This window comes from Nocardia sp. CA-128927 (assembly GCF_050955855.1).
Classification (GTDB): domain Bacteria; phylum Actinomycetota; class Actinomycetes; order Mycobacteriales; family Mycobacteriaceae; genus Nocardia.
Genome location: NZ_CP192087.1, coordinates 7,314,315 through 7,340,097, shown reverse-complemented (window position 1 = coordinate 7,340,097; position 25,783 = coordinate 7,314,315). Strand labels below are relative to the sequence as shown.

Here is a 25,783-nt window from a genome sequence, read left to right as displayed (position 1 = left end):
GATCGCCACCGCGCGCGAGCGAGTGCGTGCGCGGTGGCTGATGCGGGCCGGTGGTCGCCGCGCCCACCCGAGTACTGCACACCCGGTGGAGCTCTTGCCACGCGTTGTCGCACGCCGCGCCCGTTTCCGCGTCCCGCGTACGAAATTGCTGTCGATTCTGTGCGCGCGGGGCGATTCGGTGCGCGACGGCTGATGCGAGCCGGGGTGCCGCGTTCGCCCGAGCGCGGCCCAGCCAATCGCGCGCGTGCCGCGCAGGTTTCCGTGTGTCGCGTACGAGATTGCTGGCGATTCCGTGCGCGCCAGGCCAGGTCGTGTGCGGCGGCTGGCGCGAGCAGTGGTTGCCGTGCTCGCCTGCGCACCGCGGGCCCGGTCGAGCGTTTGGCGCGTTGTTAGCTCGCCGCGTGCAGCATTGCCGGGGTTCAGTGTGCGCGAGGGCGGTGTGTGCGGCGGGTCTTCGGGGGTGACTGTCGTGTTGCTCACCGTGCGGTTTCGGGGGAGGGGGAAGTCGATAGGGTGAGATTTGAGAGTCCGCCTACCGCTAGGAGATTGTCGTGAGCACCGCAGCTCGGACCGCGCCCGTGACCGTTGCCGTGACCGGAGGGGCGGGGCAGATCGCTTATGGGTTGTTGTTCCGGATCGCGTCGGGGGCGATGCTGGGTACGGATACTCCGGTGCGGTTGCGGTTGTTGGAGATTCCGGCTGCGGTGGCTTCGTTGGAGGGGGTGGCGATGGAGTTGGAGGACGGGGCGTTTCCGCTGTTGGAGTCCATCGACATCAGTGATGATCCGTGGACGGGGTTTTCGGGGGCGAACGTTGCAGTTCTGGTGGGGGCGCGGCCTCGTACGGCGGGGATGGAGCGGTCGGATCTGTTGGCCGCCAACGGCACGATCTTCACCGAGCAGGGTGCGGCGATCAACGGGAGTGCCGCTGATGACGTGAAGGTGCTCGTTGTCGGCAATCCGGCCAACACGAACGCGTTCATCGCCATGAACAACGCGCCCGACGTTCCGGCCGAACGGTTCACCGCGATGACCCGCCTCGACCACAACCGCGCGATCGCGCAGCTGGCCAAGAAGACCGGCGCGCCCGCGGCCGATATCGCCCGAGTTGCCATCTGGGGCAACCACTCCGCGACCCAGTTCCCGGACATCGCGCACGCCACCATCGACGGCCGCCCCGCCCTCGACAGCATCGCCGACCAGACCTGGCTGACCGACGACTTCATCCCCACCGTTCAGCAGCGCGGCACCGCGATCATCCAGGCCCGCGGTGCCTCCTCGGCCGCCAGCGCGGCCAGCGCCGCCCTCGACCACATCCACGACTGGGTCCGCGGCACCGCCGACGGCGACTGGGTCTCCATGGCCGTCCCCTCCGACGGCTCCTACGGCGTTCCCGAGGGCCTGATCAGCTCATTCCCCGTCACCTGCACCAACGGCACCTACACCATCGTCCCCGACCTCCCCATCGACGACTTCGCCCGCACCCGCATCGACGCCAGCGTCGCCGAACTCACCCAGGAACGCGACGCCGTAATCGACCTCGGCTTCGCCAAGCGCGCCTAGTCCTCCGCCGAACGGGACATGACGGCGGCGCTATTCGGGTTTTGCCGCAACCATGTCCCGTTCGGCGACGCGCTGGGTGCCCCTCGCTGATTGTCCGGCCTCCTGGCCGCGGCCAGTGTCGCGGGCTCAACCAGGAACGCGTCGTGGTCGTCGACCGCGGCTTCGCCAGGCGTCGAACCTCCTCAGCAGTCCGCCGATCGGGACATCAGGGCGGCGCTACTCGGGATTCGCCGCCGTCATGTCCCACTCGGCACTCGCCTTCGCGCCGAGCGGGACATGGCGGCGGGCCTACTCGCACTTTGCCGACGCTATGTCCCGTTCGAGGAGCGGGTCTGACTGCTGGGCCGGTGGATTCGGCCGGGCCGGCGACTTAGTCGATGGTCCAGGTTTCCTGGCCGCTGAGCAGCGACTGGAGGGAGTCCTCGTCAACCGGCTTGCGTTCGCGCGCCAACGTCGACTGGGCACGTACGCCGTCGTCGTAGGTGGGGCGGGTGACGCTGCGGAAGATGCCGGTGACGACGTGGTCCAGGGCCTGGTCGGAGAGGCGGGAGAGGGCGTAGGCGTATTCGGGGTTGTCGGTGTAGGCGTCGTGGGTGACGATGTCGGCTTCGGCGACGGTGTCGGTGGGGACCACCTGGAGGCCGAAACCGCTTTGTACGACGGCGAATTCGTTGTCGGCGCCGAAGCGGATGGGTGCACCGTGGTGCAGCGGGACGAGGTGGGCGGCGGCGTTGTCGCGGCGCAGGGCGTCGAAGGAGCCGTCGTTGAAAATCGGGCAGTCCTGCAGGATTTCGACGAACGAGGTGCCGCGGTGCTCGGCGGCGGCGCGCAGTACCTCGGTCAGGCCAGCGCGGTCGGAGTCCAAAGCCCGTGCGGCGAAGGTGGCTTCGGCGCCGAGTGCGATGGACAGCGTGTTGAACGGGTGGTCCACCGAACCCATCGGGGTCGACTTGGTGACCTTGCCCTCTTCCGAGGTCGGCGAGTACTGCCCCTTGGTGAGGCCGTAGATCCGGTTGTTGAACAACAGGATCGTCATGTTCACGTTGCGGCGCAGCGCGTGGATGAGGTGATTGCCGCCGATGGACAGCGCGTCGCCGTCACCGGTCACCACCCATACCGACAGGTCGGGACGGGTCACCGCGAGCCCGGTGGCGATGGCGGGCGCGCGGCCGTGGATGGAGTGGATGCCGTACGCCTCGAGGTAATACGGGAAGCGGCTGGAGCAGCCGATCCCGGAGACGAACATCAGGTTCTCCCTGCGCAATCCGAGCTCGGCCAGGAAGCCGCGCACGGTCGCCAGGATCACGTAGTCACCGCAACCCGGGCACCAGCGCACCTCCTGGTCGGTGGTGAAGTCCTTCGCCTTCTGCGGACCTGCTGCGGCGGGTACCCCGGACAGTCCGGTCAGGCCCAGATCGGTGCCGACGAGCGAGGTTTCCACGATGGTCATTCGTTACCCCCAGTGGTGACGTATGTGGCCCGCGCTCGGGCGGCGAAGGCCTTGTCCTGTTCCATCTCCTCGATCGAGCCGTCCAACGCGGCGTCGATGACCCCGACGAGTTCCTGCGCGGAGAACGCGGTGCCCGCGATCTTCGTCCACGGCCGCACATCGACCAGATACTTCCCGCGCAGCAGGAGTGCGAGCTGGCCACCGTTCATCTCCGGCGCGACCACCGTGCGATAACCCCGCAAAACCGCACCGAGGTTGGCGGGCAACGGATTCAGATGCCGCAGGTGCGCCTGCGCGACCGGCACCCCACGGCGGCGCGCACGGCGACAGGCCTCGCCGATCGGTCCGTACGAGCTACCCCATCCGATGATCAGCAGCTCGGCCCCCCCGTCCGGATCGTCGACCTCGAGATCGGGCACGGTGATCCCGTCGATCTTGGCCTGCCGCAACCGAACCATCAGTTCGTGATTGGCCGGTTCGTAGGAGATGTTGCCGCTGCCGTCGGCCTTCTCCAGCCCGCCGATCCGGTGCGCGCGCCCCTTGGTTCCCGGCACGGCGAGCGGCCTGGCCAGGGTCTCCGGGTCGCGGGCGTAGGGCTGGAACGGGTCCGCGTCGTCGCCTTCCGGCTCGAACGCGGGGTTGATCGGCGGGAGGTCGGTCACGCGCGGAATCGACCATGGCTCCGAACCATTCGCGATCGAACCGTCGGACAGCAGCAGCACCGGCGTGCGATAGGTGAGCGCGATCCGGGCCGCCTCGACCGCGGTGGCGAAGCAGTCGGCGGGGGAGCGCGGCGCGAGCACGGCGACCGGCGATTCGCCGTTGCGCCCGTACAGCGCCTGCAGCAGATCGGCCTGCTCGGTCTTGGTCGGTAGGCCGGTGGACGGCCCGCCGCGTTGTACGTCGATCACCAGCAGCGGCAGCTCGGTCATCACCGCGAGGCCGATGGTTTCGCTCTTGAGCGCGAGTCCGGGTCCCGAGGTGCTGGTGACGCCGAGCGCGCCGCCGAGCGAAGCCCCCAGTGCCGCACCGATTCCCGCGATCTCGTCCTCGGCCTGGAAGGTGGTGACGCCGAAGTTCTTGTGCTTGCTCAGCTCGTGCAGGATGTCCGAGGCGGGCGTGATCGGGTAGGTGCCGAGGAAAACCTGCAGGCCGGCGAGCTGACCCGCGGCGACCAGGCCGTACGCGAGCGCGGTATTGCCGGTGATCTGCCGGTAGGTGCCCGGCGGGAGCTTCGCGGGCGCGATTGTGTAGGTGGTGGCGAAACTTTCGGTGGTCTCGCCGTAGTTCCAGCCCGCCCGGAACGCCAGCACGTTGGCCTCGGCGATGTCCGGCTTAGCGGCGAACTTCTCCCGCATGAACTTCTCGGTGCCGCCGATCGGCCGCCCGTACATCCAGGACAGCAGGCCGAGCGCGAACATGTTCTTCGCGCGCTGACCGTCCTTCTTGCCGACGCCGGTGGACTCGGTGGCGCCCATGGTGAGCGAGGTCATCGCGACGCGGTGCAGCACGAAGTCCGAGAGCGTGCCGTCGTCGAGCGGGTCGGCGGCGTACCCGACCTTGGTGAGATTGCGCTTGGTGAACTCGTCGGTGTTCACGATCACGGTGGCGCCGCGCGGCAGATCCTCCAGGTTCGCCTTCAACGCGGCCGGATTCATCGCGACGAGCACGTCCGGCTGGTCGCCCGCGGTGAGGATGTCGTAGTCGGCGATCTGGATCTGGAACGACGAAACCCCAGGCAGCGTGCCCTGTGGCGCCCGGATCTCGGCGGGGAAGTTCGGCTGGGTGGCCAGATCGTTGCCGAACGCGGCCGCTTCGTGCGTGAAACGATCACCGGTCAGCTGCATGCCGTCGCCGGAGTCACCGGCGAACCGAATGACTACCTTTTCCAATTTCGCTGCGTCGGCGCTGTTTTGGGCTGTGCCGACCTCGTTGTGGTGCGAAACCATCTGCCTGCTTCACTTCCTCGTCGATGAGAGGGGTGCCATCGCCAAACTACTCCGCACCGCGCGGTGCGTCCGCCCGAAATGTGAGGTTCCCTGGTAATGCGTGAAGTTCACCGGCAACCGGTGCCCGAGGCGTCAGCCGAACAATGCCAGCTGCGGGTCGGTGGCGTACGGACTTTCCGGCGGTGTCTCCGGTTCGGCCGGTTTTTCCGGCTTCAGGGCGTGTCGCTCGAGTAGCGGGTCGAGTCGTCCGCGTAGCCAGGCCGCGTACTCGGGCGTCACATAAGCGCCACGGCCGTATAGCTGACGGTAGCGGCGGACCAGCGCCGGATGTTGTTCGGCGAGCCAGCCGAGGAACCAGCCGCGGGTGCTGCTGCGCAGGTGCATCGGGAAGGCGACGGCCGATTGCGCCCCGGCGGCGGCGATCGCGCCGAACAGCTCGTCCAGGTGCGCCTTGCTGTCGGTGAGATACGGAATCACCGGCGCCACCATGACATTCACGTCGAAACCGGCGTCGGTGAGTGCGCGCACCATCTCCAGGCGGGCCTTCGGCGACGGGGTGCCGGTTTCCAGGCTGCGATGCAGGTCTAGATCGAAAACTGCGATGGACACCGCCACATTCACCCGCACCTCACGCGCGGCCAGCGTGAGCAGTGGCAGGTCCCGGCGCAGCAGGGTGCCCTTGGTGAGGATGGAGAACGGCGTACCCGAATCGGTGAGCGCGCGAATGATGCCGGGCATCAACCGGTATCGCCCCTCGGCCCGCTGGTAGGGGTCGGTGTTGGTGCCCAGCGCGACCGGTTCCCGATGCCAGGAACGCCGCCCCAGTTCCTTGCGCAACACCGCGGCGATGTTCGTCTTCACCACGATCTGCGAATCGAAATCCTTGCCCGCGTCCAGATCCAGGTACTCGTGGGTCGGGCGGGCGAAGCAGTAGCGGCAGGCGTGTGAGCAGCCGCGCATCGGATTGATCGTCCAGTGGAACGGCAGCGTCGAGCTTTCCGGCATCTTGTTCAGCGCGCTCTTGCACAGCACCTCGTGGAAGGTGATGCCGTCGAACTCAGGGGTTTGCACGGTGCGCGTCAACCCCGCCCGGGTGAGCCCGGGCAGCGCGCCGTCGTCGGCGTTCAGGGTTTGGCTTTGCCACCGCATCAACCCAGTCGAACATATGTTCGCATGATGCGCAAACCTTTCTGGCGGACTGCGCTCGCCGGACCGGTGTGACGACAGCTCATATCTGTCACTTGATCACGCAATCTGTCACCGAGCGTTTGCTGGTGGATCACTGCTGGCTCAGGTCGACCCGCTCGGCGGCAATATCGGACGTAGTCAGCATTCGCTGCCGCAGTGGGCCAACCATCGCTCAGTCGATCAGTGCGAATCCCTACGCTCGATGATCGACATGCCTGCGCCAGTCCCGAGATACCACCAGCCATGCGGTGGATCAGCAGCCAACCTTCCATCCAGCAACCCGATGAACCCGTCGGCCACCTCGAGGATTCGGTCTACGCCAACACCATCGGGTGTGCGCGAGAAACCATCCGAGACTGTCGAATCGGCAAGAATCACCCACTGGCGCAATCGCTCGACGGGCACATTCCCTCCCGCCAGCGCGGCACGGCGAGCGCGCTCAGCGATCCCGCGCACCCGCTCGCGATGCGCCGCCACCGGCAACCGCATCGTCACCCCTATATCGGCGAGTGCTGAGCCACGGCGCCAATCCTCAACGAGGTCGCTCAGCCAAGGTTCCGCCGGGCCGGCATCTCCGGCCGCCTCGACCAGATATGCCAGCCACACATCCAGCGCATCGTCGACCGCCCAGAATCCGCGGTCATCGATTTCGACGAACTTGGTTCGGCTCATCCGGCAATCATCCCTGCAGAGACATCATCCGCCGACCGAGCGCTCAGCGGCTACTTAGCATTGGCGCTCACTCCCGCTGACTGATGCCAGACCGATTAAGCCCGGGCACCCGACGTGAACGCTTTGATGGTGATGAAAACCCCACGCGCCGCGCCCACGTGAGCACTGCGGCCGGCCGCGCGCCGCAGTGCTCGCTTCTAGCAAACAGTCAGCAGGTACGTCGGCGCTGACCATAGGTTTCACCCTGCGCTCCGGTACCAATGCGGCGCAGGTGCGCGGACCCGCACGCGATACGTGACATCGCCACCGTCGAGCGAGAGGAGCCCGGAAGGGGTGCTGCTGTGTCCGGGCTTACCGCCGAAAGAGGTTGTCAGTAGGCGGCGTTGACTCCGTACTCGGCCTGGGCGCGCGTGAAGCCCTCGTACACCAACTGATCGATCAGTCCGGACCGAGAGAACGAGGTGTACTCGAGATACTGCTTGGCGCTCTTTGCTGCCTGCTCGTTCCAGTCCACATTCAGGCTGTCTACCGCGAACGTAGCGTCTGGGGTAGAGAAGCCTTCGTACTCGAGCTGGTGGATCAGACCGCTGCGGGAGAAGGCAGAGTAGTCGAGGTACTGCTGGGCAGACCGGATGGCGTTGCGCTGGCTGGAGGTGATGTCCTGCTTGGCCGGGGAGAATTTGACCGCAAGTGTCGATACGGGCGCCGCGATAGTCAGCTGAGCGACGTCGGCCGCTGCCGGAGCGCTGTTCCATGCAGGCGCCGCCAGGACGAGAGCCAGAACCGGGGCGCCGACCAGCCACACCCACTTCTTCGGCGAGCCCACGGCCGACAGGTAGCTGGGCTGTGGGGCGGGGAAAGGCTCGGTCATCTGGTACTCCTGCTCTGCTCATTACGCCGGGATCGCCGTCCGCAAATGATTCGAGGCAACCCCAGCAGAACGGACTGGGGACCACCACAAGACGACAACAACAAGCCTATGGACGAAGCGCCCCCGCCACAGTCATTCGAACGACCTACTCCGGTACAACCCCAACCAGCAGTGACACCAAAACCACCACACAGCACGCAAATCGGCAACCCCGGAGGTTTTGCCCGATCGGGCAGGCCCGGACGGCGAGCCAGCCGAACGCACTCAACTCGGCATGGGCGGATGTTTGCTAAGCATGCGCTAGTCCGGTCAGCTCGTGAGAAACGAGCAAGATCGGTGATGCATACGATGGAAAACGGTGACAGACACCGTGATCAGAACTTCGACTCGTTCCCGCTCACCGGCGCCACTGGTGACGGCTGTGGTGGTCGATCGCAATCGGATCCGCTGCTGCCACAAGTCGGCACCCGGGCGCGGACGAACGGTGTGCTCGAGCCTTGTGGCGCGGAGTGTCGTTCAGTGGAGTTCCTGGACCAGTCCGATGAGGATGCCGTCGGGGCCGCGGACGTAGGCGTACCGGCAGTAGTCCTCGTACTGGGCTACCGTTCCGACGAGTTCGGCGCCGTGGACGCGCAGGCGGTCGAGGACGTCGTCGAGTTTGTCGACGACGAACGTCAGGCGAAGGATGCCCGGGGTGTTCACCGGTGCTTTCGGTGCGGCGTTGGTGGTCGTCGGCGAGTGGAATGTCGAGAGCTCGACCCGGCAATGGCCGTCCGGGGTCCGGACGACGACGATGTCTGCTTGGACGCCGTCCAGTCCGAGGAGGTCGTCGGCCCATGGGCCACCGACTGTTGCCTCGCCCTCCAGTTCCATGCCGAGTTCGGCGAAGAACGCGGTCGCGGCCGCGAGATCCTCGACCACGATGCCGACGTGATCCATCCGGCGGATCGTCATGATGTTCTCCTCAGGTTCATTGCGGCCCGTTCGGCTGCTCGTACCTCTGGGACGGAGCCGCTCGGGCGATCTCGACATCCATGGCGCATGAGTTTCCAGATTCGCAGTGCCTCGATCCCGAATCAGATTCGGAATGGGGAAACTAGGGCGACGGCCGGTTCGCCACGATCACTGTTTGCAGGGCGGTTTTCAGCTGTTCGGCGGCTGGTTCGCCGAGGGCGGCCAGGAATCGCCGCTCGCATTCGTCGATGACGTTCGCGCCGGTTCGCAGCATCTGGTGCCCGTCTTTGGTGAGGGTGACGGTGTTCTTGCGGCGATCGCTGTGGTGCGGGCGGCGCTCGACCCAGCCCTGCGTTTGCAACTGGTCGATCAACGCGACCATGGTCGTGCGGTCGATGCCGAGTAGTTCTGCCACCTCTTTCTGGGAGAGCCCGTGCTGCTCGTCCAGGCAGTTCAACGCCGCCCACTCCTGTGGCGTGATGCCGACCGGCTCCAGTTCGGTCGAGGTCAGTTCCAGGTATCCGAGGCTCGCGTGTTTGAGCAGATATCCGAGCCGGGGAGCCGGGTCTGTGCCGGATGGGCGCAGTGGTGGGTCTTGAGTTGGCACCAGGTAACCATATACATTTCTGATCGTCAGTGATTCTGATGATCGGCTAGTATGACGATTGCTGGGCGATGATCCTGGCGGCCTCGTTCTCGACTTTCGTTGTTAGTGAAGGTGTTTCATGTCCAAATCGATCGCAGTATTCGGCGCTGGTCCGGGCCTCGGTCAAGCCGTCGCGCACCGCTACGCGCAGGAGGGGTACGACGTGGTGCTCGTCGCCAGGCGCCGGGAACCACTCGAACTGTTTGCCGAGGAACTGAAAGGCGTGACGGCACAAGTCATTACCGCGGATCTGGCCGACACCGATGCTGTTCCCGCGCTGGCCGTACGGATTCGAGAGATGGTCGGCGACCTCGACGCGTTGTACTACGGGGCCGCGGCCGACGGGTTCATCCCGGTACTCGACCTGACACCCCGGCGCGTGCGAGACCTCATGTCGCTCGGCGTCTACACGCTGCTCGAACTAGTGCGAGAGTTCTTGCCCGCCATGATCTCCCGAGGGGACGGCGCGATTCTGAGCGCGCAGGGAGCCAGCGCCTTACGAGGTAATCCGCACGTCGCGGGCGGGCTTACCCTGGCCGCTCAGCGCAACTACCTCCAGGCGTTGCATGCGGAGGTGGCCGAGAAAGGCGTCTACGTCGGCGGCCTCTATATCGGTGCGGCCATCGAGAACAGTGCCTGGCATGTCGAGCAGGAGCGAGCCAAAGCCGCGGGCGAGCCGACCTGGGAGGTGCCTACGGTCGACCCCGCGCTGCTCGCCGATCTGCTCTGGAATATGCACGCCGCCAAGGACGAAGCGGAAGCCGAGTACCTCGGTTAGGCGGTCTCGTTGCTTGCCGCGAAATGCTCGACGAGTAGTTGGCTCACCAGCTCGGGTGCTTCCTCGGGGATCCAATGCGAGACCTCGGGCAGTACCTCGAGTCGGAAGGGTCCGTCGGCGTAGCGGCGGGTGAGTTTGTGTGCGGTGGCGAGCACCGCGGTGTCGCCGTCGCTCCACACCTGCAGTACCGGGGCGGTGACTCGACCGCGCAAGAACCTGGGCGAGGAGAAGAGCATCCCGCGATACCAGTGCAGGCCACCGCGAGCGATCACTCGGTCGCGCACGCGAGCGCTGTCGCGGCGCGCGACCTCGGCGGACTGGCCGGTGTGCCGCAGCAGTCGGGGAAACAGTCCGGTACGCAGCACCAGCTCAGGAATGACTGGCACCTGGAAGAGGTACATGTACCAAGACGCGAAGCCCTGCCTGCTCGTGACCATCGACCGGGCGAACGCGCCGGGATGCGGCACCGACAGCGCCGACAACGACCGGACCTGGTCGCGTCCGGCGATCGCCGCGGTCCATGCGGCGACTGCGCCCCAGTCGTGGCCGACCAGATGTGTCGGCCGTCCGATCTGGTCGATCATCGACAGCACGTCGGTGGCCAGTTCGTCGAGTCGGTATGCCCATCGCCAGCGAGGTGCCGCGGTCGCACTCGCGCCGCGCAGATCTGGTGCGAAGGTCCGGTACCCGGCCTGATTCAGCAGTTCCGCAACCTGGGTCCAGCTGCGCGAGTCCTGTGGCCAGCCGTGTAGCAGCACCACCGGTTCGCCGGTGATCGGTCCGGAATCGCGGACCGGGAAGACCAATCCGGCACGGTGGAACGTGGTGATTCGGCCTGATTCGCTATCGCGGTCACCGGCCTGGTGAACAGAGATATCGGTCGTCATTGACCATGCACCTCCCGTGGGTTGCGGCATTGCTAATGCAGCGTGTCACATCGAAGCATTTAATGCTACTGAAGGTAACGGGTAATTTCGCCGGGTCTCGTTCAGAGGGTCTTGTCGTCGGCCACTGCTTTCCGGGTGCCGGTGGGTCAGGCGATCTGGCGGGTGTGCGGCGTCAACGGGGTCGGGTCGGCGAAGAAGGCGACGAGGTCGCGGACGGTCTCGTCGGTGGAACGCGGGCGGTAGTCGAGTTCGCGTTCGGCCTTGCCGTGGTCTACGACGGGTGCCGAAATCAGTGCGCCCAGTGCGGCTTTCGAGACGATATCGGATTTGAAGAGCTTGCCGATCGGCGCGAGGACGGGGATCGCGCCCGCGACGAGCTTGGGGGAGATGGCGAACCGGGGGCCGCGCTTGCCGCCGTGGCCCGCGGCCAGTCGGCAGAGCTCGAGCATCGAGATCATCTCGCCGCCGAGCAGGTAGTTCTCACCGGTGCGGCCGCGTTCGGAGGCCAGGATCAAGCCCTGTGCGACGTCGCGCACGTCGACCAGGTCGAAGCCGCCGCCGATCATCGCCGGAATGCGGCCCTGCGCGGCGTCTTTCAGAGTGCGGTTGATGCGGGACAGCGGCTTGCTGTAGTCGAGGGGGCCGAACACGCCGGTGGGGTTGCAGAGCACGGCATCCAGGCCCTGGTCGATCACTTTGCGTAGCGCGATCTCGCCCGCCCACTTGGAGCGGTCATAGACGGGAAGGGCGGAATCGGTGGAGCGCGGGGCGCCCTCGTCGATGCTGCCGCCGCAGCTGTACTGGTTGAACGCGTGGATCGAGCTGGCGTGCACCATGCGCCGGACGCCGACCTCGAGCGCGGCTTCGGCGACCACCCGGACGCCCTCGGTGTTCACCTTCCAGGCCAGGTCGTTCTTCTCGGCGAGGGTGATCACCGCGACCAGGTGATAGACGATCTCGGCGCCCTGCAGCGTCTCCCGCATCGACGCCGGGTCCAGCACGTTTCCGCTGACCCAGGTGACGTTCGGCTCCTCTGGTGTTGGTGGCACCACTCGATCTATGGCCGTGACTTCATGGCCGCGCGCGACGAGCAGGCGGAGCAGATTCGTGCCAAGGTAGCCGGCTGCGCCGGTCACTGCGACCTTCATGGCTTCGAGAATATAGAACTTGTTCTAATTTGCAACACGTTCCAGTTCCTTCCGTATTCCCTCTGTGAACGTCTCGATGGGCTCGAAAGTTGCCGGTACCGTCCGCTATATTGGGCCCAACCGTAGCGGTCATGCCGTTCGGCAATGGGCAGACGGTGACGACGAAGAAGTTCACGACACTGATGTGCACGACGATTTGGGGGGCAACTCGATGAGTGATCTCTCGGTAGAGACCGACGCGGTCCGGGCGTTCGCCGCCACGAACGCGGGCATCGCCGGTGATCTTGCGGGGGCAGGTAATTTCGACGCGGTAAAGAACGTCTCGGCACTCGTGCCGGTGTTCGGTTTGATCGGCGTCGATTATCTGGCGATGTTCGCCGCGGCACAGGTGCTGCAGGCCAAGGACATCAACGATCTTTCGGCCAAGTACAACAAGCTTTCGGAGTCCGCGTTCAGTGCCGCCGCGGCGTACGACGCGACCGACTGGTCGGCTTCCGGCGCGCTCAATGCCATCGGCAACCAGATCGGCGGCGCCGTATGAAGCCGCTCGACACCGGGGTGATCGCCCCCGAAGAAATGGCGATGGCGCACTCCGCCGACCAGAACGTGGCCATCAGTCAGCAGGCCGTGCTGGAGGCGACGAACAACTCGGCGGCCCAGGCGGTGCTCGACGTGCCGCTCGGGCAGGTGCCCGACGATATGCCGCCGTTCGAGCCGCCGGAGTTCGTGCTGTCCAAGCGGCTCGCCGAGGACCAGCACAACGCGCTCGGCATGCCGTCGGGCATGCCGGGGTTGAACGGCAATCCCACGCCGGACGCTCAGGGCATTTCCGGTGTCCCGTCCGATGTTTCGGCCCTGCTCGGTGATACGCACAACGCGCTGCAGCACGTCGCCGCTCCGGTGAACCAGGCGCTCGATCAGGCGACCGGTGTGTTGAACGGTGCCGTCGGCTCGGCGCCGAGCTCGGTCGCCGCCGCGATCAGTCAGGCGACCGCCGCGATCCCGACCTCACTACCCGCGCTGCCCGCCGACCCGGTCTCGGCGCTCATGCAGGGCGTCTCCGTGCCCGCGCTGCCCGGCGTCGACATGCTGATCAAGCCGATCCTCGATCTGCTCAGCAGCTTCGGCACCGGCGTCATCGGCGCGCTCGACCCGACCGCGATCCTCAGCTCGTCCTCGAAGGTCATCGATATGGCCATGCAGGTCGGCAAGGGCAGCATGACCACGGTCGAGCAGCTGTGGCAGAGCCAGGCCGCGCGCAACGCACAGGCGACCAGCCAGCAGGCCAACGTCGAAGGCCAGGAGACCAGCAAGCGCGGCATCGACATCTCCGAGCTCACCCAGAAGGCCGCCGCGGTGGTGCAGCAGGGGAACGCGCAATTGCTCACCGTCGCTTCGTCGTTCGCCACCCAGGCGGCCGCGATGGCGCCGGTTATCCTCACCCCGCCCGCCCAGGCCACGCTGATGGCCTCGGCCACCGAGCATCTCGGGCAGGCCGTCGGCATCGTCAATGCCACCCGCGGTGATCTGGCGGGCAAGACCGGCGAGCTCGGCAGCATGGTGCAGCAGCTGGTCGCACCAGGCGGCGGACCCGCGCCGCAGGAGGTCGCACAGGCGCTGGCGCAGAACGTCGGCCAGCCGATCCTGGAGCAGGCGCAGTCGACCGCGAGCGACACCGCGACGAAGGCCGCCGGTCTGGACTCGTCCACCGCAGGCACGCCGACCTCGACCACACCCTCGTCGGTGCACAGCACGAACAGTCCGAGCACGACCAGCCACGGCACCCCCACGGGTGTGCCCGGCAGCCCCAGCCGAACCGGCAGCCCGAGCAGTCGGGTCGGCGGCACACCGAGCATCCCCTCGGTGCCCAAGGCCAGCGCGCTGCCCGGCACCAGCATGGCGCCGGTCCGTCCGATCAGCGGTGTCCCCGGCAGCACCGGCTTCGGGCCCGGCACGAGCGGCGCACCGAGCACCAGCGCTGCCGGAGCGGGCAACAGCTTCATGGGCGGCGGCGCAGGTGCCGCAGGCGCCCAGCGCGGTGGCGAAGACGAGCACTCCCGCACGGTGCAGCCTTACCAAAGCGCCACTGGCAACGACGATCTCACCGGCCCGCTGGGTGAGTCCACGCCGGACGTCATCGGCGCAACGCACTCCGACGAGATCGTCAGCTCGGACTACGAACAGGACCAGTTCTAGCGCAACAGTTTCGGTACAGATCGTCCGGCGCAGCCCGGCCCGAGCGGCGAAAGTTCGCTTGAGCCGGGCTCGTTGGTTTTCGGGGTAGTGCTCGGCCGAAACCTGTCGAGGCTGCGGTGCCGGACTGTCGTGGCGCGCATGGATTGTCACCGCGCGCACGAAATTGCCAGCAATTTCGTGCGCGCCGTGTGAACTGGTGCGCGCCGCGCACGAACTGTCGCGCCGCGCATGAGATTGCTAGCGATTTCGTGCGCGGCGCGTGGTCTGGTGCGCGGCGGGTCGACGTCAGGCGTCTTGGACGAAGGCGTCGAGGAGTTTGCGGTAGAGGTCGGTGAAGCGTTTGCGGGCGGCCTGGTGTTCGGGGGCCAGGCCTTCGGTGGATTCGGGGGCGTAGACGATCAGGTGGGCGTCTTCTTCGGGGGACTGGGGCATCAGGTCGATGATTTGGCTGCCCTGGTCAGTGATGGTCGGCATGCCGAAATCGACGGTCGCGAGGGCTCGGGTTTCAGTGAGGGCGGCGGCCAAGATCTCGGGCGGGATGTGGCCGTTGAGCTTCTGCGGCAGGCGTTCCGGGTTTCGTTCCGAGGCAACGGCATCGGGGATCTTCACGGCGCGGCCGTCGCCGGATACCTCCAGCTGCGGGCGCAGGTCGACGCGGGTTTGCCAGCCGTTCGGGATGGTGGTCAAGGTTAGTAGTGCCAGCGGCGAGGAGACCGGTCCGTGTGCGCTCGGCTGGGGTGCCGGGTCGGGGACCGGTTCCGCGGTCGCGGTGCCGACGCTGCCCGCGAGTGCGAGGGTGACTATCAGTAAGGCCGTTCTCGTTCCGCGCATAGATCCACTCTCTGCTGCTGCCCGTGCGCACCTGTGGCGCAGGCGATCTGCCGTGACTCATCGCAGCGCGCCGAACCGGGTCTCGGTTCGGCGCGCGTGCTTTCGATTATGTTGTCTTCGATTATCTCAGTGCGGCAGCGGGTTTCAGCGCAGGGCGGGCGGGTGCTTCAAGTCGGGGGCCGAATAGGTGTCGCAGGCCTTCACCTGTCCGGTCCGGTATCCGGTGAGGAACCAGTTCTGCCGCTGCTCGGAATCTCCGTGGGTGAACTTCTCCGGGTTCACTCGGCCGCGCGCGGCACGCTGGATCCGGTCGTCGCCGACCGACGCCGCTGCCGACAGCGCGTCTTTGATGTCGTTGTCGGACAGCTGATTCAGGAACGGCGCGCCGCCACCCGGCGCGGGCGTCTTGTCCGCGAAGTGGGCCCAGATGCCCGCGTAGCAGTCCGCCTGAAGTTCGGTGCGCACCGCGCCCGAGTTCGCGCCCTGTGGATCCTGCTGGGCGCGGCCGATATCACCGAGCTGGTTCTGGATGTGGTGGCCGATCTCGTGCGCGACCACGTACTCCTGTGCGAGCGGGCCACCGCTCGAACCGAAGCGATCCACCAGTTCCTGGAAGAAGGTGACGTCGAAGTAGGCGGTGCGGTCCGGCGGGCAGTAGAACGGGCCGACGTCGCTGGTCGCATTGCCGCAGCCGGTGGACGTCGCGCCGGAGAACAATGCGAGCTTCGGTTGCACGTACTTCTTGCCGGTTTGCTTGGACAGTTGATCACCCCACACCACGTCCAGGCTCTGCGCGGTGGCCACCACCCGGCAGTCGACGTACTTGTTCGCGTCCGCACCGGTCTTGCAGTGTTCCGGGGTGCCGGCGGTTTGTGATTGTTGCTGGTCTTCGTTCCCGGTGAACTGGCCGAGGACCGATCCTGGGTCTCCGCCGAGCAGGAGTGTGAGTACCAGCACGATCAAGCCACCCGCGCCGCCGCCGAGTGCGATCTTGCCGCCCATGCCAGGTCCGCCGGATGATGCCCGATCGGGATCGATCTGCATGCCCTCGTTGAAGGTCATCGTCGTCGCTTTCTGATTGTCGCTACGGCTCGGACATACCCCGCCGCTACAGCTTCGCACGGGTGTGGCGACATCGGTTTCCACTCGGCGGATGTGTCTCACTACGATGGGACCGCACCTGGTCATATCGCGCCGGTGCCGGAGTCGTCGAAAGGAACCTTGTGCTGCGCACCCACTTGGCTGGTTCGCTGCGAAGCGAGCATGCCGGTCAGACCGTGACCCTCACCGGATGGGTGGCCAGGCGGCGTGACCACGGTGGCGTGATCTTCATCGATCTGCGCGACGCGTCGGGAGTGTCACAGGCGGTGTTCCGCGAGGGCGAGCCGGCCGAGCAGGCGCATCGACTGCGCGCCGAGTACTGCGTGCGGGTCACCGGCGTGGTGGAGCTGCGACCGGACGGCAACGAGAACCCGGACCTGCCGACCGGCACCATCGAGGTGAACGTCACCGAACTCGAGGTGCTGAACGAGAGCGCGCCGCTGCCGTTCCAGTTGGACGAGCAGCCCGGCGAAGAGGCCCGGCTGAAGTACCGCTACCTGGACCTGCGCCGCGAAGGCCCGGCGCACGCGATCCGGCTGCGGTCCAAGGCCAACGCCGCCGCGCGCACTGTGCTGGCGAACCACGAGTTCGTCGAGGTGGAGACGCCGACGCTGACCCGGTCGACCCCGGAGGGTGCCCGCGACTTCCTGGTGCCCGCCCGCCTGCAGCCCGGCAGCTTCTACGCGCTGCCGCAGAGCCCGCAGCTGTTCAAGCAGCTGCTCATGGTCGGCGGCATCGAGCGCTACTACCAGATCGCGCGCTGCTACCGCGACGAGGACTTCCGCGCGGACCGTCAGCCCGAGTTCACCCAGCTCGACATCGAGATGAGCTTCGTCCGCCAGGAAGATGTGATCCTGCTCGCCGAGCAGATCCTGGCCGGGCTGTGGAAGCTGATCGGCTACGAGATCCCGACCCCGATTCCGCACATGACCTACGCGGAAGCCATGCGCCGCTTCGGTTCCGACAAGCCGGACCTGCGCTTCGGCATCGAGATCACCGAGTGCGCCGAGTACTTCAAGGACACCCCGTTCCGGGTGTTCCAGGCCGATTACGTCGGCGCGGTCGTCATGCAGGGCGGCGCGAGCCAGCCGCGGCGGCAGCTCGACGCCTGGCAGGAGTGGGCCAAGCAGCGCGGCGCCAAGGGCCTGGCCTATGTGCTGATCCAAGAGGACGGCACGCTGGGCGGCCCGGTTGCCAAGAACCTGAGCGACGCCGAGCGCGACGGACTGGCAAAGCATGTCGGCGCGGTGCCGGGTGACTGTGTGTTCTTCGCGGCAGGTCCGGCGAAGGCGCAGCGCGGGCTGCTCGGTGCCGCGCGCGCCGAGATCGCCCGCAAGGTCGGTCTGATCGACGAGAACGCGTGGGCGTTCGTCTGGATCGTGGACGCGCCGATGTTCGAGCCCGCCGCCGAGGCGACCGCGAGTGGCGATGTGGCGCTTGGCCATTCGGCCTGGACCGCGGTGCACCACGCGTTCACCTCGCCGAAGCCGGAGTCGGTCGACACCTTCGACACCGACCCGGGTTCCGCGCTCGCCTACGCCTACGACATCGTCTGCAACGGCAACGAGATCGGTGGCGGCAGCATCCGTATCCATCGCCGCGATGTGCAGGAACGCGTCTTCAAGGTGATGGGCATCAGCCAGGAGGAGGCGCAGGAGAAGTTCGGATTCCTGTTGGACGCCTTCGCTTTCGGCGCACCGCCGCACGGCGGCATCGCGTTCGGCTGGGACCGGATCGTCGCGCTGCTCGCCGGGCTGGACTCGATCCGCGAGGTGATCGCGTTCCCGAAGACCGGCGGCGGCGTCGACCCGCTGACCGACGCGCCCGCCCCGATCACCGAGCAGCAGCGCAAGGAAGCAGGCCTGTACCCGAAGCCCGCGTCGAAAGACAAGGCCGACGCGAAGGCGGACAAGCCCGCGGAATAGCGGGACGAACGGTACCTTTCGGACAGTTCCGATCCGTCGACCCAGCCGGGCGGCACTGACCACGAGGGGATCCGTTGCTGCATCTGCGCATGATCAGCCCGCCGGAGACGAGCGACAAGGTGCTGGCCGTGCTCGCCGCGAACCCAGGGGCCACGCATGTGACCCTGGCTCGCGGCGTCGCGCTGGAACCCGCCGGTGATCTGATCCAGGCCGACGTCGCGCGCGAGGCGGCCAACGAGGTGCTGGCGGATTTGACCGAGCTCGGCATCTGCAAGACGGGTGGCATCACGCTCGGGCCGGTGGAGACCGTGCTGTCCGAGGCAGGGGACCGGGCGGTCGAAGCCGCGCCCGGTGATCCGACCGATGCGGTGGTGTGGGACGAACTGCTCGCGCAGGTGCACGAGGAATCGACGCTCAACTCCACCTTTCTCGCGTTCCTCGCTATCGCGTGCCTGCTGGCCGCGATCGGTGTTGCCACCGATTCGCCGGTGACGATTGTCGGCGCGATGGTGGTCGGTCCGGAGTTCGGACCGCTGGCGGCGTTCGCGGTCGGGTTGGTGCGCCGGGACTTTCGGCTCGCGCGCCGGTCGGCGATCGCGCTGGCGGTCGGGTTTCCGGTGGCCATGCTGGTCACCCTGGCGGCAACGCTGGTGTGGGAGCAGTTCGGCTGGATCACGCTGAACGGGGTGGAGAGTGTCAAGAACGTCGACTTCATCTATGAGGTAGGTCCGTTCTCGCTGGTCGTCGCGCTGCTGGCGGGCGCGGCGGGCATGCTCTCGCTGGTGACCGCGAAGTCGGCGGCGCTGATCGGCGTGTTCATCTCGGTGACGACCGTGCCCGCGGCCGGATTCGCCGTAGTCGCGGCCACTTTGGGGCAGTGGCATATCGCGTTCATGTCCGCGGGTCAGCTCGCGGTGAACCTGGCCGGGATCATCGCGGCCGGGGTGATCGTGCTCGAGCTCCGGCCTCGCGCTGGTAGCGAGGCCGGGCCGGTGGCGCGTTTCCAACGGTGGATCGGAATGCGTTCGCAGACGGACAAATCCGACATTTCAGATCGGTGAGACGGCGCCTCCGGTCAGCGTGCGGTAGGCGTAGGTGACCGCCATGATCGCGACCGGTCCGGCGACCAGCAGTCCGAGTCCGCACAGCAGCGCGCCGACCAGCGTCACGAAAAGCACGGCGAGCGCGAGCAGTAGCACCGGCCACACATTGGTGACCACCAGCGTCGCGCTGGACTTGAGCGCCTCGAACGGGCCCTCGTTCTGATCGACCACGAAGTGCAGCGAGAACATGCACAGCACACCGACGACCAGTCCGGGCAGGATGCAGATCGCCGACCCGATGAAGGTCAGGATGAACGACAGCAGGGCGGTGATCAGCACATTGCCCGCGTTGATGAAACGGAAGTACGAGCCGAAATGGGGTTTGTTCCCATCGGTTTCATACAGCGCGCCACGGACCATCGCGGCCTGTAGCAACCACACAGCAGCCAGCACCGCGAGGAAGATCAGTAGCAGGGGGAGCATCGTCGTCGGATCGGTGAGTTGCACGACGAGCACGAATCCGAGATAGATGACCAGCCCGGCCGCGATCACGCCCATCCACGGGCCGGGGTTTCGGCGGAACTTCTCCCAGCCGTAGCTGAGCGCCTGGCCGACATCGAGGGTGCCGGGGGCGGTGTGGGCGGCCTGCTGGTAGCCGTAGGTCGGTTGTCCAGAGTCCTGTGGCGGGGGCATCATGCCTGGTTGCGTGCCCTGCGGTGGCGAACCGTACGGCATGTTCCCTTGGGGCGGCATCGATTCCGGTGGCATCGTGCCGGGAGGTGGCATGGCGCCAGGAGGCATATTGCCGGTGCCGGGGCCGGTGCCCGGCGGACCGTAACTGGGCGGTGTCGAATATCCGGGCTGGGCAGTAGAACCCGGCTGGCCTTGGTAACCGGGTTGCGCCGCATAACCTGGTTGCTGCGGGGGTGCTACCGGCGGTGGTGGCTCGACGGGTTCGTTGCCGTATTGCGCCGCGCCCGGTCCTTCGAACTGCGGATATCCGGCCGCGCCTGCCATCTCGTGGCGGCCCGGTCCGGTGCTTGTGTCCGGTGACTGTGGAGTGTGACTCTCGTGCTGGCCTGGCCGCGCCGCGTGGCCTTCGTCGTCTCCGTGGTCGGGAGCGTCGCCAGCTGGTTTGTGGGGCGGGGGAGGCGGTGTGCCGGTCATGCCATAGACCTTTCCACTCAACTGGTTTGCGGTGTGGCGCAGAGCAGTTGACGATGAGAAAACCTGACGGGTGCAATCGTGTCAAGCAACGGTCGCTCGTCCCGTAACCTCGAGGGAGACACGCCGAACGACGCGGAAAGGTTGTGTATCCGCTCGCTAGAAGTGACCTGATGCGAGTAACTTGAAGGGCGATGACCGCACTATTGGCCGAACGCGCCGCCGAAGTCGTGTCCGCAGCGCAACAGTTGCTCACAAAGCGAATGGGTGCTCCGGTAAAGCTGAGCGATCCGATCGAACTCAGCGGTAGTGGTAGAACGACGGTTCTCCGTGTGCGTGTTGCGGAAAACGCCTTCTCGTTGCCGCGGACCTTGATCGTGAAACAAGTTCGCGGACACTCGCATGACCGCACCACGGGCGGTCTCGCACCCGGAGTCGCCAGCATCGACTCCGCGTTCCTACGTGAAGCGGTGTCGTATCAGTTCACCACCGCGTTGAGCCGCGAACAGCGGCCCGGTGCGTACCTGATCGCGCACAGCCTGCCCGAGCGTTTGCTGATCCTCAGCGACCTCGGCGAGAACTCGCTGCTCACCCAGATGCTGCAGTCCGGCATCGAGCCGGCGACCAGGAACGGGATGATGGCGTTCGCGCAGGCGCTCGGCCGGATGCACGCGGCGACCGTCGGCCGCGAAGCCGATTTCGTCGCACTGCTGCGCCGTGTCGACGTGGTGCACCGCGTGGATGGCATTGCCCAGCAGGCCGAATCCGCGATCGCCGAGGTGCCCGGTCTGTTGCAGCGGGAGTTGGGTATCGAGGTGCCCGGCGAGATCGCCGAACGGATCGTGCGCGGTAACCGGTTGTTCTCTGCTGGTCGATTCCGCGCGTTCAGTCCGTCGGATCTGTGCCCTGACAACGTCATTCTCAACGAGGAAGGGGCGCGCTTCCTCGACTACGAGTGGGGCGGGTTCCGTGACGCCACCCTCGATATCGCGTACGCGCTGGTCTCGTTCCCCGGCTGCCTGTGCGACTTCGAACTGTCCAGGGAACGGGCCAGGCAGATGGTCGAGGCGTGGCGCTCCGAGGTGGTCGGGGTGTGGCCCGCGCTGGCCGACGACGAGGTCATGTCCGAGCGGATCCTCGAAGCTCGGTTGATCTGGGTTTGGTTGTCCACGTACTGGTTCCTGCCCGCGGACCATGCGCGGATCGCGGCGGCTCGGGAGCACGGGTTGTCGGTGCCGCGGTCGGAGGCGTTGATCAATCGGTGGGCGGCGCTGGCCGAGGATGCGCGGTGCACCGGTGACGATATTGTCGGCGACTTTGCCGAGGATGTGTCGGCGATGTTGGAAGAGCGCTGGTCCGAATAGAATTCGGAATTCGCTTACTTGATGTCTCGCTGAAAGTTTCTCTCTGCCGATGAGTCGTCGGTGAATGAACAATGCGATAAACCGACCGTAGGGTGAATTAAGTACGGCTACACGGGTTGTCGGTTGTTGCGGTGGTGTGGCGTCCAGATTGCTTGCCGCCGCACACCTTTTGATTTCCCGCACACCGACTCGCCGCACTGACACGCGTGCGGATGTCAGAAGGTGTGCGGCTGCGCCGGAAAATCATCGGAGACCCTGTAATCGGGGGCGGTGATTGTCTGTCGGTCGCAGTACGCTGGGGTGTTCTAGACCACGGGGTTGGAGAGGGGTGGTCACAGTGAACACTGTGTTCTTGATAGTCATCGCGGCCGTTGTCGTCGCTGTCATGCTGGCGGTGATCGTGCGTCGCCGGAGACGTCTCCGGCTGGCCGAAGACTTCGACCAGTTGACCCGCGCCCAGCAGTCCGGCACCGTGCTCAGCTCGCAGATCGCCAGTCCGCGAACCCGACGTCGTCGCAAGCGGGGGTCCGCAGGCCGTGGTGACGGTAGTGGCAGCTGGGCCCTGGGCGGTATCGGGTTGTTCGGCGGCGGCGGCGATGGCGGCCACAGCCACGGAGGTCACGGCCACGGATGTGGTGGTGGCCACGGCGGCGGCTGCGGAGGTGGCGGCGGTTGCGGCGGCGGTGGTGGTGGCTGCGGAGGCGGGTCGTAGCGAACGCCGCGTCAGCTCACGGGCGCCGAGCATGGCTTGAACTGCGCGCCCGTCCGGCCGAACGGGCGCGTCAGTGCTTGGTGCTCAGCGCGGCTCGACGTGCTGGCCTGACCGGAACGTTTCCTCAGCTCACCGGCGCCGAGCGGGGCTCGAGGCGGCCGCCGGATCGGACGGCGAGGGAAGTGCCGTGGCGGACACCGGAATTCGGGTCGGTGACGTCGAAGAGGTAGAACCAGTCCATTTGGGTCTGTTCCGGGGTGACCTCGAGTACGCCGTAGCCGTGTGAGTCCAGTTCGGTGTAGCGCAGGTGGCGGTTGATGGTCTTGATCGAATCTGCGATCGGTGCGGAGTTCAGCTTCAGCATGTCGCCGATGCTGGTCGAGGTGATCGAGGGCACGACGAATTCCGTGCCTACCGTGTTGCCCGCCGGGTAGTTGGCGGCGTCGACGGGGAGGTCTGCGGCCCAGGAGGAATGGATGTCGCCGGTCAGGAACACCACGTCGGAGACCTGTTGTTCGGTGATGGCGCGGAACAAGCGCTGCCGGTCGGCGGTGTAGCCGTCCCACTGATCGCCGTTCACGGTCAGGCCGGACTGGGGCACGCCGAGGGCGCTGGTGATCGCGGCGGTGGTGGCCGGTTCGAGCGGCGGGAAGACCAGCGGCGCGATCATCACCGAGTTGCCGACCAGCTTCCAGCGCACCGGTGCGGACGCCAATCCGGCGGTGAGCCAATCCATTTGGGCCTTGCCGGTGATGGTGCGCGCCGGGTTGTCCGCCTCGCGCCAGCCCGCGCCCGGCTTCGCCTCCTGGTCGCGGTAGCTGCGCAGGTCGAGCATGGACAGTTCGGCGAGCGTGCCGAAACGGAGCCTGCGGTAGATCTGCACGTCGGCACCGGAACCCTTGGCGCGCGCGGGCATCCACTCCAGGTAGGCCTGCGCGGACGCGGCCCGGCGGTCCTGCCAGTTGCCCTCGGTGACGGGGTCGTGGTTGTTCGCGCCGCCGGACCACGAGTTGTCGGCGGATTCGTGATCATCCCAGGTGCAGATGAACGGTTGGCGGGCATGCAGATTCAGCAAGTCGGGGTCGGTCTTGTACTGCGCGTGCCGAATTCGATAGTCGGCCAGGCTGACCGTCTCGTTCGCCGGATCATGCGGGCGCACAGTGCCATTGCGCCCGCCGTACTTACCGCGACCGTACTCGTAGATGTAATCGCCCAGGTGCACGATGGCGTCGAGATCGGTGCGCGCGGCCAGATGACGGTAGGCACCGAAGTATCCGGCCTCCCAATTCGCGCAGGACACGATCCCGAAGCGGAGACGCTCCGGTGAGTCGGAGATCGCAGGCGCGGTCCGCGTGCGCCCGATCGCGGACGTCTCGCCCAGCGCGGTGAACCGGTAGAAGTAAACGGTGCCCGGCGCAAGCCCGGACACATCGACCTTCACGGTGTGATCGGAAGACGCTGTGGCCGTGACGTTTCCGGACGCCGCGATCTTGCCGAACCCCTCGTCCTCGGCGATTTCCCAACGCACACTTGCCGATTCGCCCACACCCGAACCAGGAGTCGCATCATCGGAGACGCTCACACGCGTCCAGAGGATGACACCATTCGGCAGCGGATCACCAGACGCGACACCGTGCCGGAACGCCACACCCGCCGCCCGCGCGGGAGCGGCGGTAAGCACCACCGTCGCAGTGGCAACCGCACCGCCTTTCAGCAGCGTGCGCCGCGCAAACGGCCCGACCGGAGAATCTGAAACGAACACGTTTTCAGCCACAACTACTGATCCCATCCGATCCGCGGTAAACACGCAAATCGACCCGCCACCCAACCCGGGACCAGGCGCATCGACCGGCGGTTCGGGGGTTGGTTGGCCGGGGTTGGGTGCTGGGGGTTCGGGGTTGTCGGTGGGGCTGGGTAACGTTGCTCGGCGTGAGCGATGGCTTGTTCGACGTGCCCGGGGACGGGGTGCCCGCTGAGCACAGCATCGACAGTGTGGTGCGGCGGGATTCCGGCGCGCCGCTGGCGGTGCGGATGCGGCCTGCTTCGTTGGACGAGGTGGTTGGGCAGCAGCATTTGCTCGGTCCGGGGTCGCCGTTGCGGCGGCTGGTGGAGGGGTCGGGGGCGGCGTCGGTGCTGTTGTATGGGCCGCCGGGGACGGGGAAGACAACTCTTGCTTCGTTGATCTCGCATTCGACTGGGCGGCGGTTCGAGGCGCTGTCGGCCTTGTCGGCGGGGGTGAAGGAAGTGCGCGCGGTCATCGATGTGGCGCGGCGCAGGCTGTCGAATGGCGAGCAGACCGTGCTGTTCATCGATGAGGTGCATCGGTTCTCGAAGACGCAGCAGGATGCGTTGCTTGCCGCGGTGGAGAACCGGATCGTGCTGTTGGTCGGGGCGACCACCGAGAATCCGTCGTTCTCGGTGGTGTCGCCGCTGTTGTCCCGCTCACTGGTGCTGCAACTGCAATCGCTCACCGAGGACGACATCCGTCAGGTGCTCCAGCGGGCGATCCACGACCAACGCGGGCTGGACGACCAGTACACGGTGTCCGACGAGGCACTGGACCACATCGTCCGCATCGCGGGCGGTGACGCGCGTCGCGCACTCACCGCGTTGGAGGCCTCGGCCGAATCGTCGCTGGATGGCACCGTCGGTGTCGAACTCGTCGAGGCCAGCGTGGACAAGGCCGCCGTCCGCTACGACCGGGCAGGCGACCAGCACTACGACGTGATCAGCGCCTTCATCAAGTCCATTCGCGGCTCCGACGTCGACGCCTCGCTGCACTACCTGGCCAGGATGCTCACGGCGGGGGAGGACCCGCGCTTCATCGCGCGCAGGCTGATGATTCACGCCAGCGAGGACATCGGTATGGCCGATCCCACCGCCCTGCAAACCGCCACCGCGGCCGCGCAGGTGGTCCAGCTGGTCGGTCTGCCGGAGGCTCGTCTCGCGTTGGCGCAGGCCACCATTCATCTCGCGAGCGCCCCGAAGTCGGGTGCCGTGATCGCCGCGCTCGGCGCCGCCATGGCCGATGTCGCGGCGGGCAAGGCGGGCGCGGTGCCGCCGCACCTGCGCGACGGGCACTACGCGGGCGCGGCCAAGCTCGGCAACGCCCAGGGCTACAAGTACCCGCACGACAACAAGGACGGCGTCCTCGCTCAGCAGTACCCGCCGGACCAGTTGGTCGGTGTGAACTACTACCAACCGACCGACCACGGCAACGAACGCGAGGTCGGCCCTCGGGTGGACAAGTTGCGCCGGATCATCCGCGGAAAGTAGCGCGTACCTCGCGTCTGCTGACACCGCGAACGCAAGGTCGGCCCGCGTGGGAACAGCCGACGTCGG

Annotated in this window: 22 protein-coding genes; 9 read left to right on the top strand and 13 right to left on the bottom strand. The window is 66.6% G+C overall.

Going from position 1 to position 25,783, the window contains the following annotated elements; genetic code table 11:
- Window positions 1-551 precede the first annotated feature (551 nt).
- Window positions 552-1,562 (top strand): malate dehydrogenase, encoded by a 1,011-nt coding sequence (locus tag ACQPW1_RS33720; RefSeq protein WP_433656043.1) that lies wholly within the window; start codon window positions 552-554, stop codon window positions 1,560-1,562.
- A 370-nt stretch (window positions 1,563-1,932) separates the two neighbouring features.
- Here ACQPW1_RS33720 and ACQPW1_RS33715 read toward each other — a convergent pair whose 3' ends face one another.
- The 7 genes from ACQPW1_RS33715 to ACQPW1_RS33685 form a co-directional block, all read right to left on the bottom strand.
- Complete coding sequence (locus ACQPW1_RS33715) at window positions 1,933-3,012, bottom strand: 2-oxoacid:ferredoxin oxidoreductase subunit beta (protein ID WP_433656041.1); 1,080 nt, start codon at window positions 3,010-3,012, stop codon at window positions 1,933-1,935.
- Window positions 3,009-4,961: a 2-oxoacid:acceptor oxidoreductase subunit alpha gene (locus ACQPW1_RS33710; protein ID WP_433656039.1), complete on the bottom strand. Its 1,953-nt coding sequence runs from the start codon at window positions 4,959-4,961 to the stop codon at window positions 3,009-3,011. Before ACQPW1_RS33710 ends, ACQPW1_RS33715 begins: the two co-directional genes overlap by 4 nt.
- A 132-nt stretch (window positions 4,962-5,093) precedes the next feature.
- Window positions 5,094-6,110, bottom strand: coding sequence for an Rv2578c family radical SAM protein (locus tag ACQPW1_RS33705; protein ID WP_433656037.1), 1,017 nt, complete (start codon window positions 6,108-6,110; stop codon window positions 5,094-5,096).
- 219 nt (window positions 6,111-6,329) lie between these two features.
- The gene (locus tag ACQPW1_RS33700; RefSeq protein ID WP_433656035.1) at window positions 6,330-6,821 is read right to left on the bottom strand and encodes a hypothetical protein; all 492 of its coding nucleotides are present in this window, start codon (window positions 6,819-6,821) and stop codon (window positions 6,330-6,332) included.
- Between the two features lie 370 nt (window positions 6,822-7,191).
- Window positions 7,192-7,692 (bottom strand): Ltp family lipoprotein, encoded by a 501-nt coding sequence (locus ACQPW1_RS33695; RefSeq protein WP_433656033.1) that lies wholly within the window; start codon window positions 7,690-7,692, stop codon window positions 7,192-7,194.
- 516 nt (window positions 7,693-8,208) lie between these two features.
- A complete protein-coding gene (locus tag ACQPW1_RS33690; protein WP_433656032.1) occupies window positions 8,209-8,646 on the bottom strand; it encodes a VOC family protein in 438 nt (145 codons plus the stop codon).
- A gap of 142 nt (window positions 8,647-8,788) precedes the next feature.
- Window positions 8,789-9,253 (bottom strand): MarR family winged helix-turn-helix transcriptional regulator, encoded by a 465-nt coding sequence (locus ACQPW1_RS33685; RefSeq protein WP_433656030.1) that lies wholly within the window; start codon window positions 9,251-9,253, stop codon window positions 8,789-8,791.
- 118 nt (window positions 9,254-9,371) lie between these two features.
- Here ACQPW1_RS33685 and ACQPW1_RS33680 point away from each other — a divergent pair, with 118 nt between their 5' ends.
- Complete coding sequence (locus tag ACQPW1_RS33680; protein ID WP_433656028.1) at window positions 9,372-10,070, top strand: SDR family NAD(P)-dependent oxidoreductase; 699 nt, start codon at window positions 9,372-9,374, stop codon at window positions 10,068-10,070.
- Here the strand turns inward: ACQPW1_RS33680 and ACQPW1_RS33675 are convergent.
- A complete protein-coding gene (locus ACQPW1_RS33675) occupies window positions 10,067-10,957 on the bottom strand; it encodes an alpha/beta fold hydrolase (protein ID WP_433656026.1) in 891 nt (296 codons plus the stop codon). The genes ACQPW1_RS33680 and ACQPW1_RS33675 overlap by 4 nt on opposite strands.
- 146 nt (window positions 10,958-11,103) lie before the next feature.
- On the bottom strand, window positions 11,104-12,105 hold the full coding sequence (locus ACQPW1_RS33670; protein ID WP_433656025.1) for an NAD-dependent epimerase/dehydratase family protein: 1,002 nt from the start codon (window positions 12,103-12,105) through the stop codon (window positions 11,104-11,106).
- A gap of 64 nt (window positions 12,106-12,169) precedes the next feature.
- Between ACQPW1_RS33670 and ACQPW1_RS33665 the strand changes: the two genes are divergently transcribed.
- Both ACQPW1_RS33665 and ACQPW1_RS33660 read left to right on the top strand, forming a co-directional pair.
- The gene (locus tag ACQPW1_RS33665; RefSeq protein WP_433656023.1) at window positions 12,170-12,646 is read left to right on the top strand and encodes a type VII secretion target; all 477 of its coding nucleotides are present in this window, start codon (window positions 12,170-12,172) and stop codon (window positions 12,644-12,646) included.
- The gene (locus ACQPW1_RS33660) at window positions 12,643-14,301 is read left to right on the top strand and encodes a hypothetical protein (RefSeq protein WP_433656021.1); all 1,659 of its coding nucleotides are present in this window, start codon (window positions 12,643-12,645) and stop codon (window positions 14,299-14,301) included. The genes ACQPW1_RS33665 and ACQPW1_RS33660 overlap by 4 nt, the downstream gene beginning before the upstream one ends.
- 285 nt (window positions 14,302-14,586) lie before the next feature.
- Here the strand turns inward: ACQPW1_RS33660 and ACQPW1_RS33655 are convergent, their stop codons facing one another.
- The gene (locus tag ACQPW1_RS33655) at window positions 14,587-15,132 is read right to left on the bottom strand and encodes a hypothetical protein (protein WP_433656020.1); all 546 of its coding nucleotides are present in this window, start codon (window positions 15,130-15,132) and stop codon (window positions 14,587-14,589) included.
- Window positions 15,133-15,276: 144 nt separating this feature from the next.
- The gene (gene ypfJ / locus ACQPW1_RS33650) at window positions 15,277-16,194 is read right to left on the bottom strand and encodes a KPN_02809 family neutral zinc metallopeptidase (protein ID WP_433656018.1); all 918 of its coding nucleotides are present in this window, start codon (window positions 16,192-16,194) and stop codon (window positions 15,277-15,279) included.
- 161 nt (window positions 16,195-16,355) lie between these two features.
- On the opposite strand from ypfJ, the gene aspS reads away from it, so the two are divergent.
- Window positions 16,356-18,158: an aspartate--tRNA ligase gene (gene aspS / locus ACQPW1_RS33645; RefSeq protein WP_433656016.1), complete on the top strand. Its 1,803-nt coding sequence runs from the start codon at window positions 16,356-16,358 to the stop codon at window positions 18,156-18,158.
- 74 nt (window positions 18,159-18,232) lie between these two features.
- On the top strand, window positions 18,233-19,219 hold the full coding sequence (locus ACQPW1_RS33640; RefSeq protein ID WP_433656014.1) for a DUF389 domain-containing protein: 987 nt from the start codon (window positions 18,233-18,235) through the stop codon (window positions 19,217-19,219).
- On the opposite strand, the gene ACQPW1_RS33635 is transcribed toward ACQPW1_RS33640, so the two are convergent.
- Entirely contained in the window at window positions 19,208-20,368 is a 1,161-nt protein-coding gene (locus tag ACQPW1_RS33635; protein ID WP_433656012.1) for a hypothetical protein, read from the bottom strand. The two genes, ACQPW1_RS33640 and ACQPW1_RS33635, sit on opposite strands and share 12 nt — an antisense overlap.
- Window positions 20,369-20,559: 191 nt before the next feature.
- Between ACQPW1_RS33635 and ACQPW1_RS33630 the strand changes: the two genes are divergently transcribed.
- Window positions 20,560-21,729: a phosphotransferase family protein gene (locus ACQPW1_RS33630; protein ID WP_433656010.1), complete on the top strand. Its 1,170-nt coding sequence runs from the start codon at window positions 20,560-20,562 to the stop codon at window positions 21,727-21,729.
- Between the two features lie 337 nt (window positions 21,730-22,066).
- Entirely contained in the window at window positions 22,067-22,441 is a 375-nt protein-coding gene (locus ACQPW1_RS33625) for a hypothetical protein (RefSeq protein ID WP_433656008.1), read from the top strand.
- A 124-nt stretch (window positions 22,442-22,565) separates the two neighbouring features.
- On the opposite strand, the gene ACQPW1_RS33620 is transcribed toward ACQPW1_RS33625, so the two are convergent.
- On the bottom strand, window positions 22,566-24,230 hold the full coding sequence (locus ACQPW1_RS33620) for an alkaline phosphatase D family protein (RefSeq protein ID WP_433656006.1): 1,665 nt from the start codon (window positions 24,228-24,230) through the stop codon (window positions 22,566-22,568).
- A 140-nt stretch (window positions 24,231-24,370) separates the two neighbouring features.
- On the opposite strand from ACQPW1_RS33620, the gene ACQPW1_RS33615 reads away from it, so the two are divergent.
- Window positions 24,371-25,717, top strand: a complete 1,347-nt coding sequence (locus ACQPW1_RS33615; RefSeq protein ID WP_433656004.1) for a replication-associated recombination protein A — start codon at window positions 24,371-24,373, stop codon at window positions 25,715-25,717.
- The last annotated feature ends 66 nt before the right edge of the window (window positions 25,718-25,783 follow it).

What these genes read in the sequence shown, in the direction of transcription:
- ACQPW1_RS33635 (WP_433656012.1), bottom strand. Translation starts at nt 20,368, where the DNA reads ATGACCGGCACACCGCCTCCCCCGCCCCACAAACCAGCTGGCGACGCT.
- ACQPW1_RS33705 (WP_433656037.1), bottom strand. Translation starts at nt 6,110, where the DNA reads ATGCGGTGGCAAAGCCAAACCCTGAACGCCGACGACGGCGCGCTGCCC.
- ACQPW1_RS33695 (WP_433656033.1), bottom strand. Translation starts at nt 7,692, where the DNA reads ATGACCGAGCCTTTCCCCGCCCCACAGCCCAGCTACCTGTCGGCCGTG.
- ACQPW1_RS33700 (WP_433656035.1), bottom strand. Translation starts at nt 6,821, where the DNA reads ATGAGCCGAACCAAGTTCGTCGAAATCGATGACCGCGGATTCTGGGCG.
- ACQPW1_RS33630 (WP_433656010.1), top strand. Translation starts at nt 20,560, where the DNA reads ATGACCGCACTATTGGCCGAACGCGCCGCCGAAGTCGTGTCCGCAGCG.
- ACQPW1_RS33680 (WP_433656028.1), top strand. Translation starts at nt 9,372, where the DNA reads ATGTCCAAATCGATCGCAGTATTCGGCGCTGGTCCGGGCCTCGGTCAA.
- ACQPW1_RS33620 (WP_433656006.1), bottom strand. Translation starts at nt 24,230, where the DNA reads ATGGGATCAGTAGTTGTGGCTGAAAACGTGTTCGTTTCAGATTCTCCG.
- ACQPW1_RS33715 (WP_433656041.1), bottom strand. Translation starts at nt 3,012, where the DNA reads ATGACCATCGTGGAAACCTCGCTCGTCGGCACCGATCTGGGCCTGACC.
- ACQPW1_RS33690 (WP_433656032.1), bottom strand. Translation starts at nt 8,646, where the DNA reads ATGACGATCCGCCGGATGGATCACGTCGGCATCGTGGTCGAGGATCTC.
- ACQPW1_RS33710 (WP_433656039.1), bottom strand. Translation starts at nt 4,961, where the DNA reads ATGGTTTCGCACCACAACGAGGTCGGCACAGCCCAAAACAGCGCCGAC.
- ypfJ (WP_433656018.1), bottom strand. Translation starts at nt 16,194, where the DNA reads ATGACCTTCAACGAGGGCATGCAGATCGATCCCGATCGGGCATCATCC.
- ACQPW1_RS33670 (WP_433656025.1), bottom strand. Translation starts at nt 12,105, where the DNA reads ATGAAGGTCGCAGTGACCGGCGCAGCCGGCTACCTTGGCACGAATCTG.
- ACQPW1_RS33655 (WP_433656020.1), bottom strand. Translation starts at nt 15,132, where the DNA reads ATGCGCGGAACGAGAACGGCCTTACTGATAGTCACCCTCGCACTCGCG.
- ACQPW1_RS33660 (WP_433656021.1), top strand. Translation starts at nt 12,643, where the DNA reads ATGAAGCCGCTCGACACCGGGGTGATCGCCCCCGAAGAAATGGCGATG.
- ACQPW1_RS33675 (WP_433656026.1), bottom strand. Translation starts at nt 10,957, where the DNA reads ATGACGACCGATATCTCTGTTCACCAGGCCGGTGACCGCGATAGCGAA.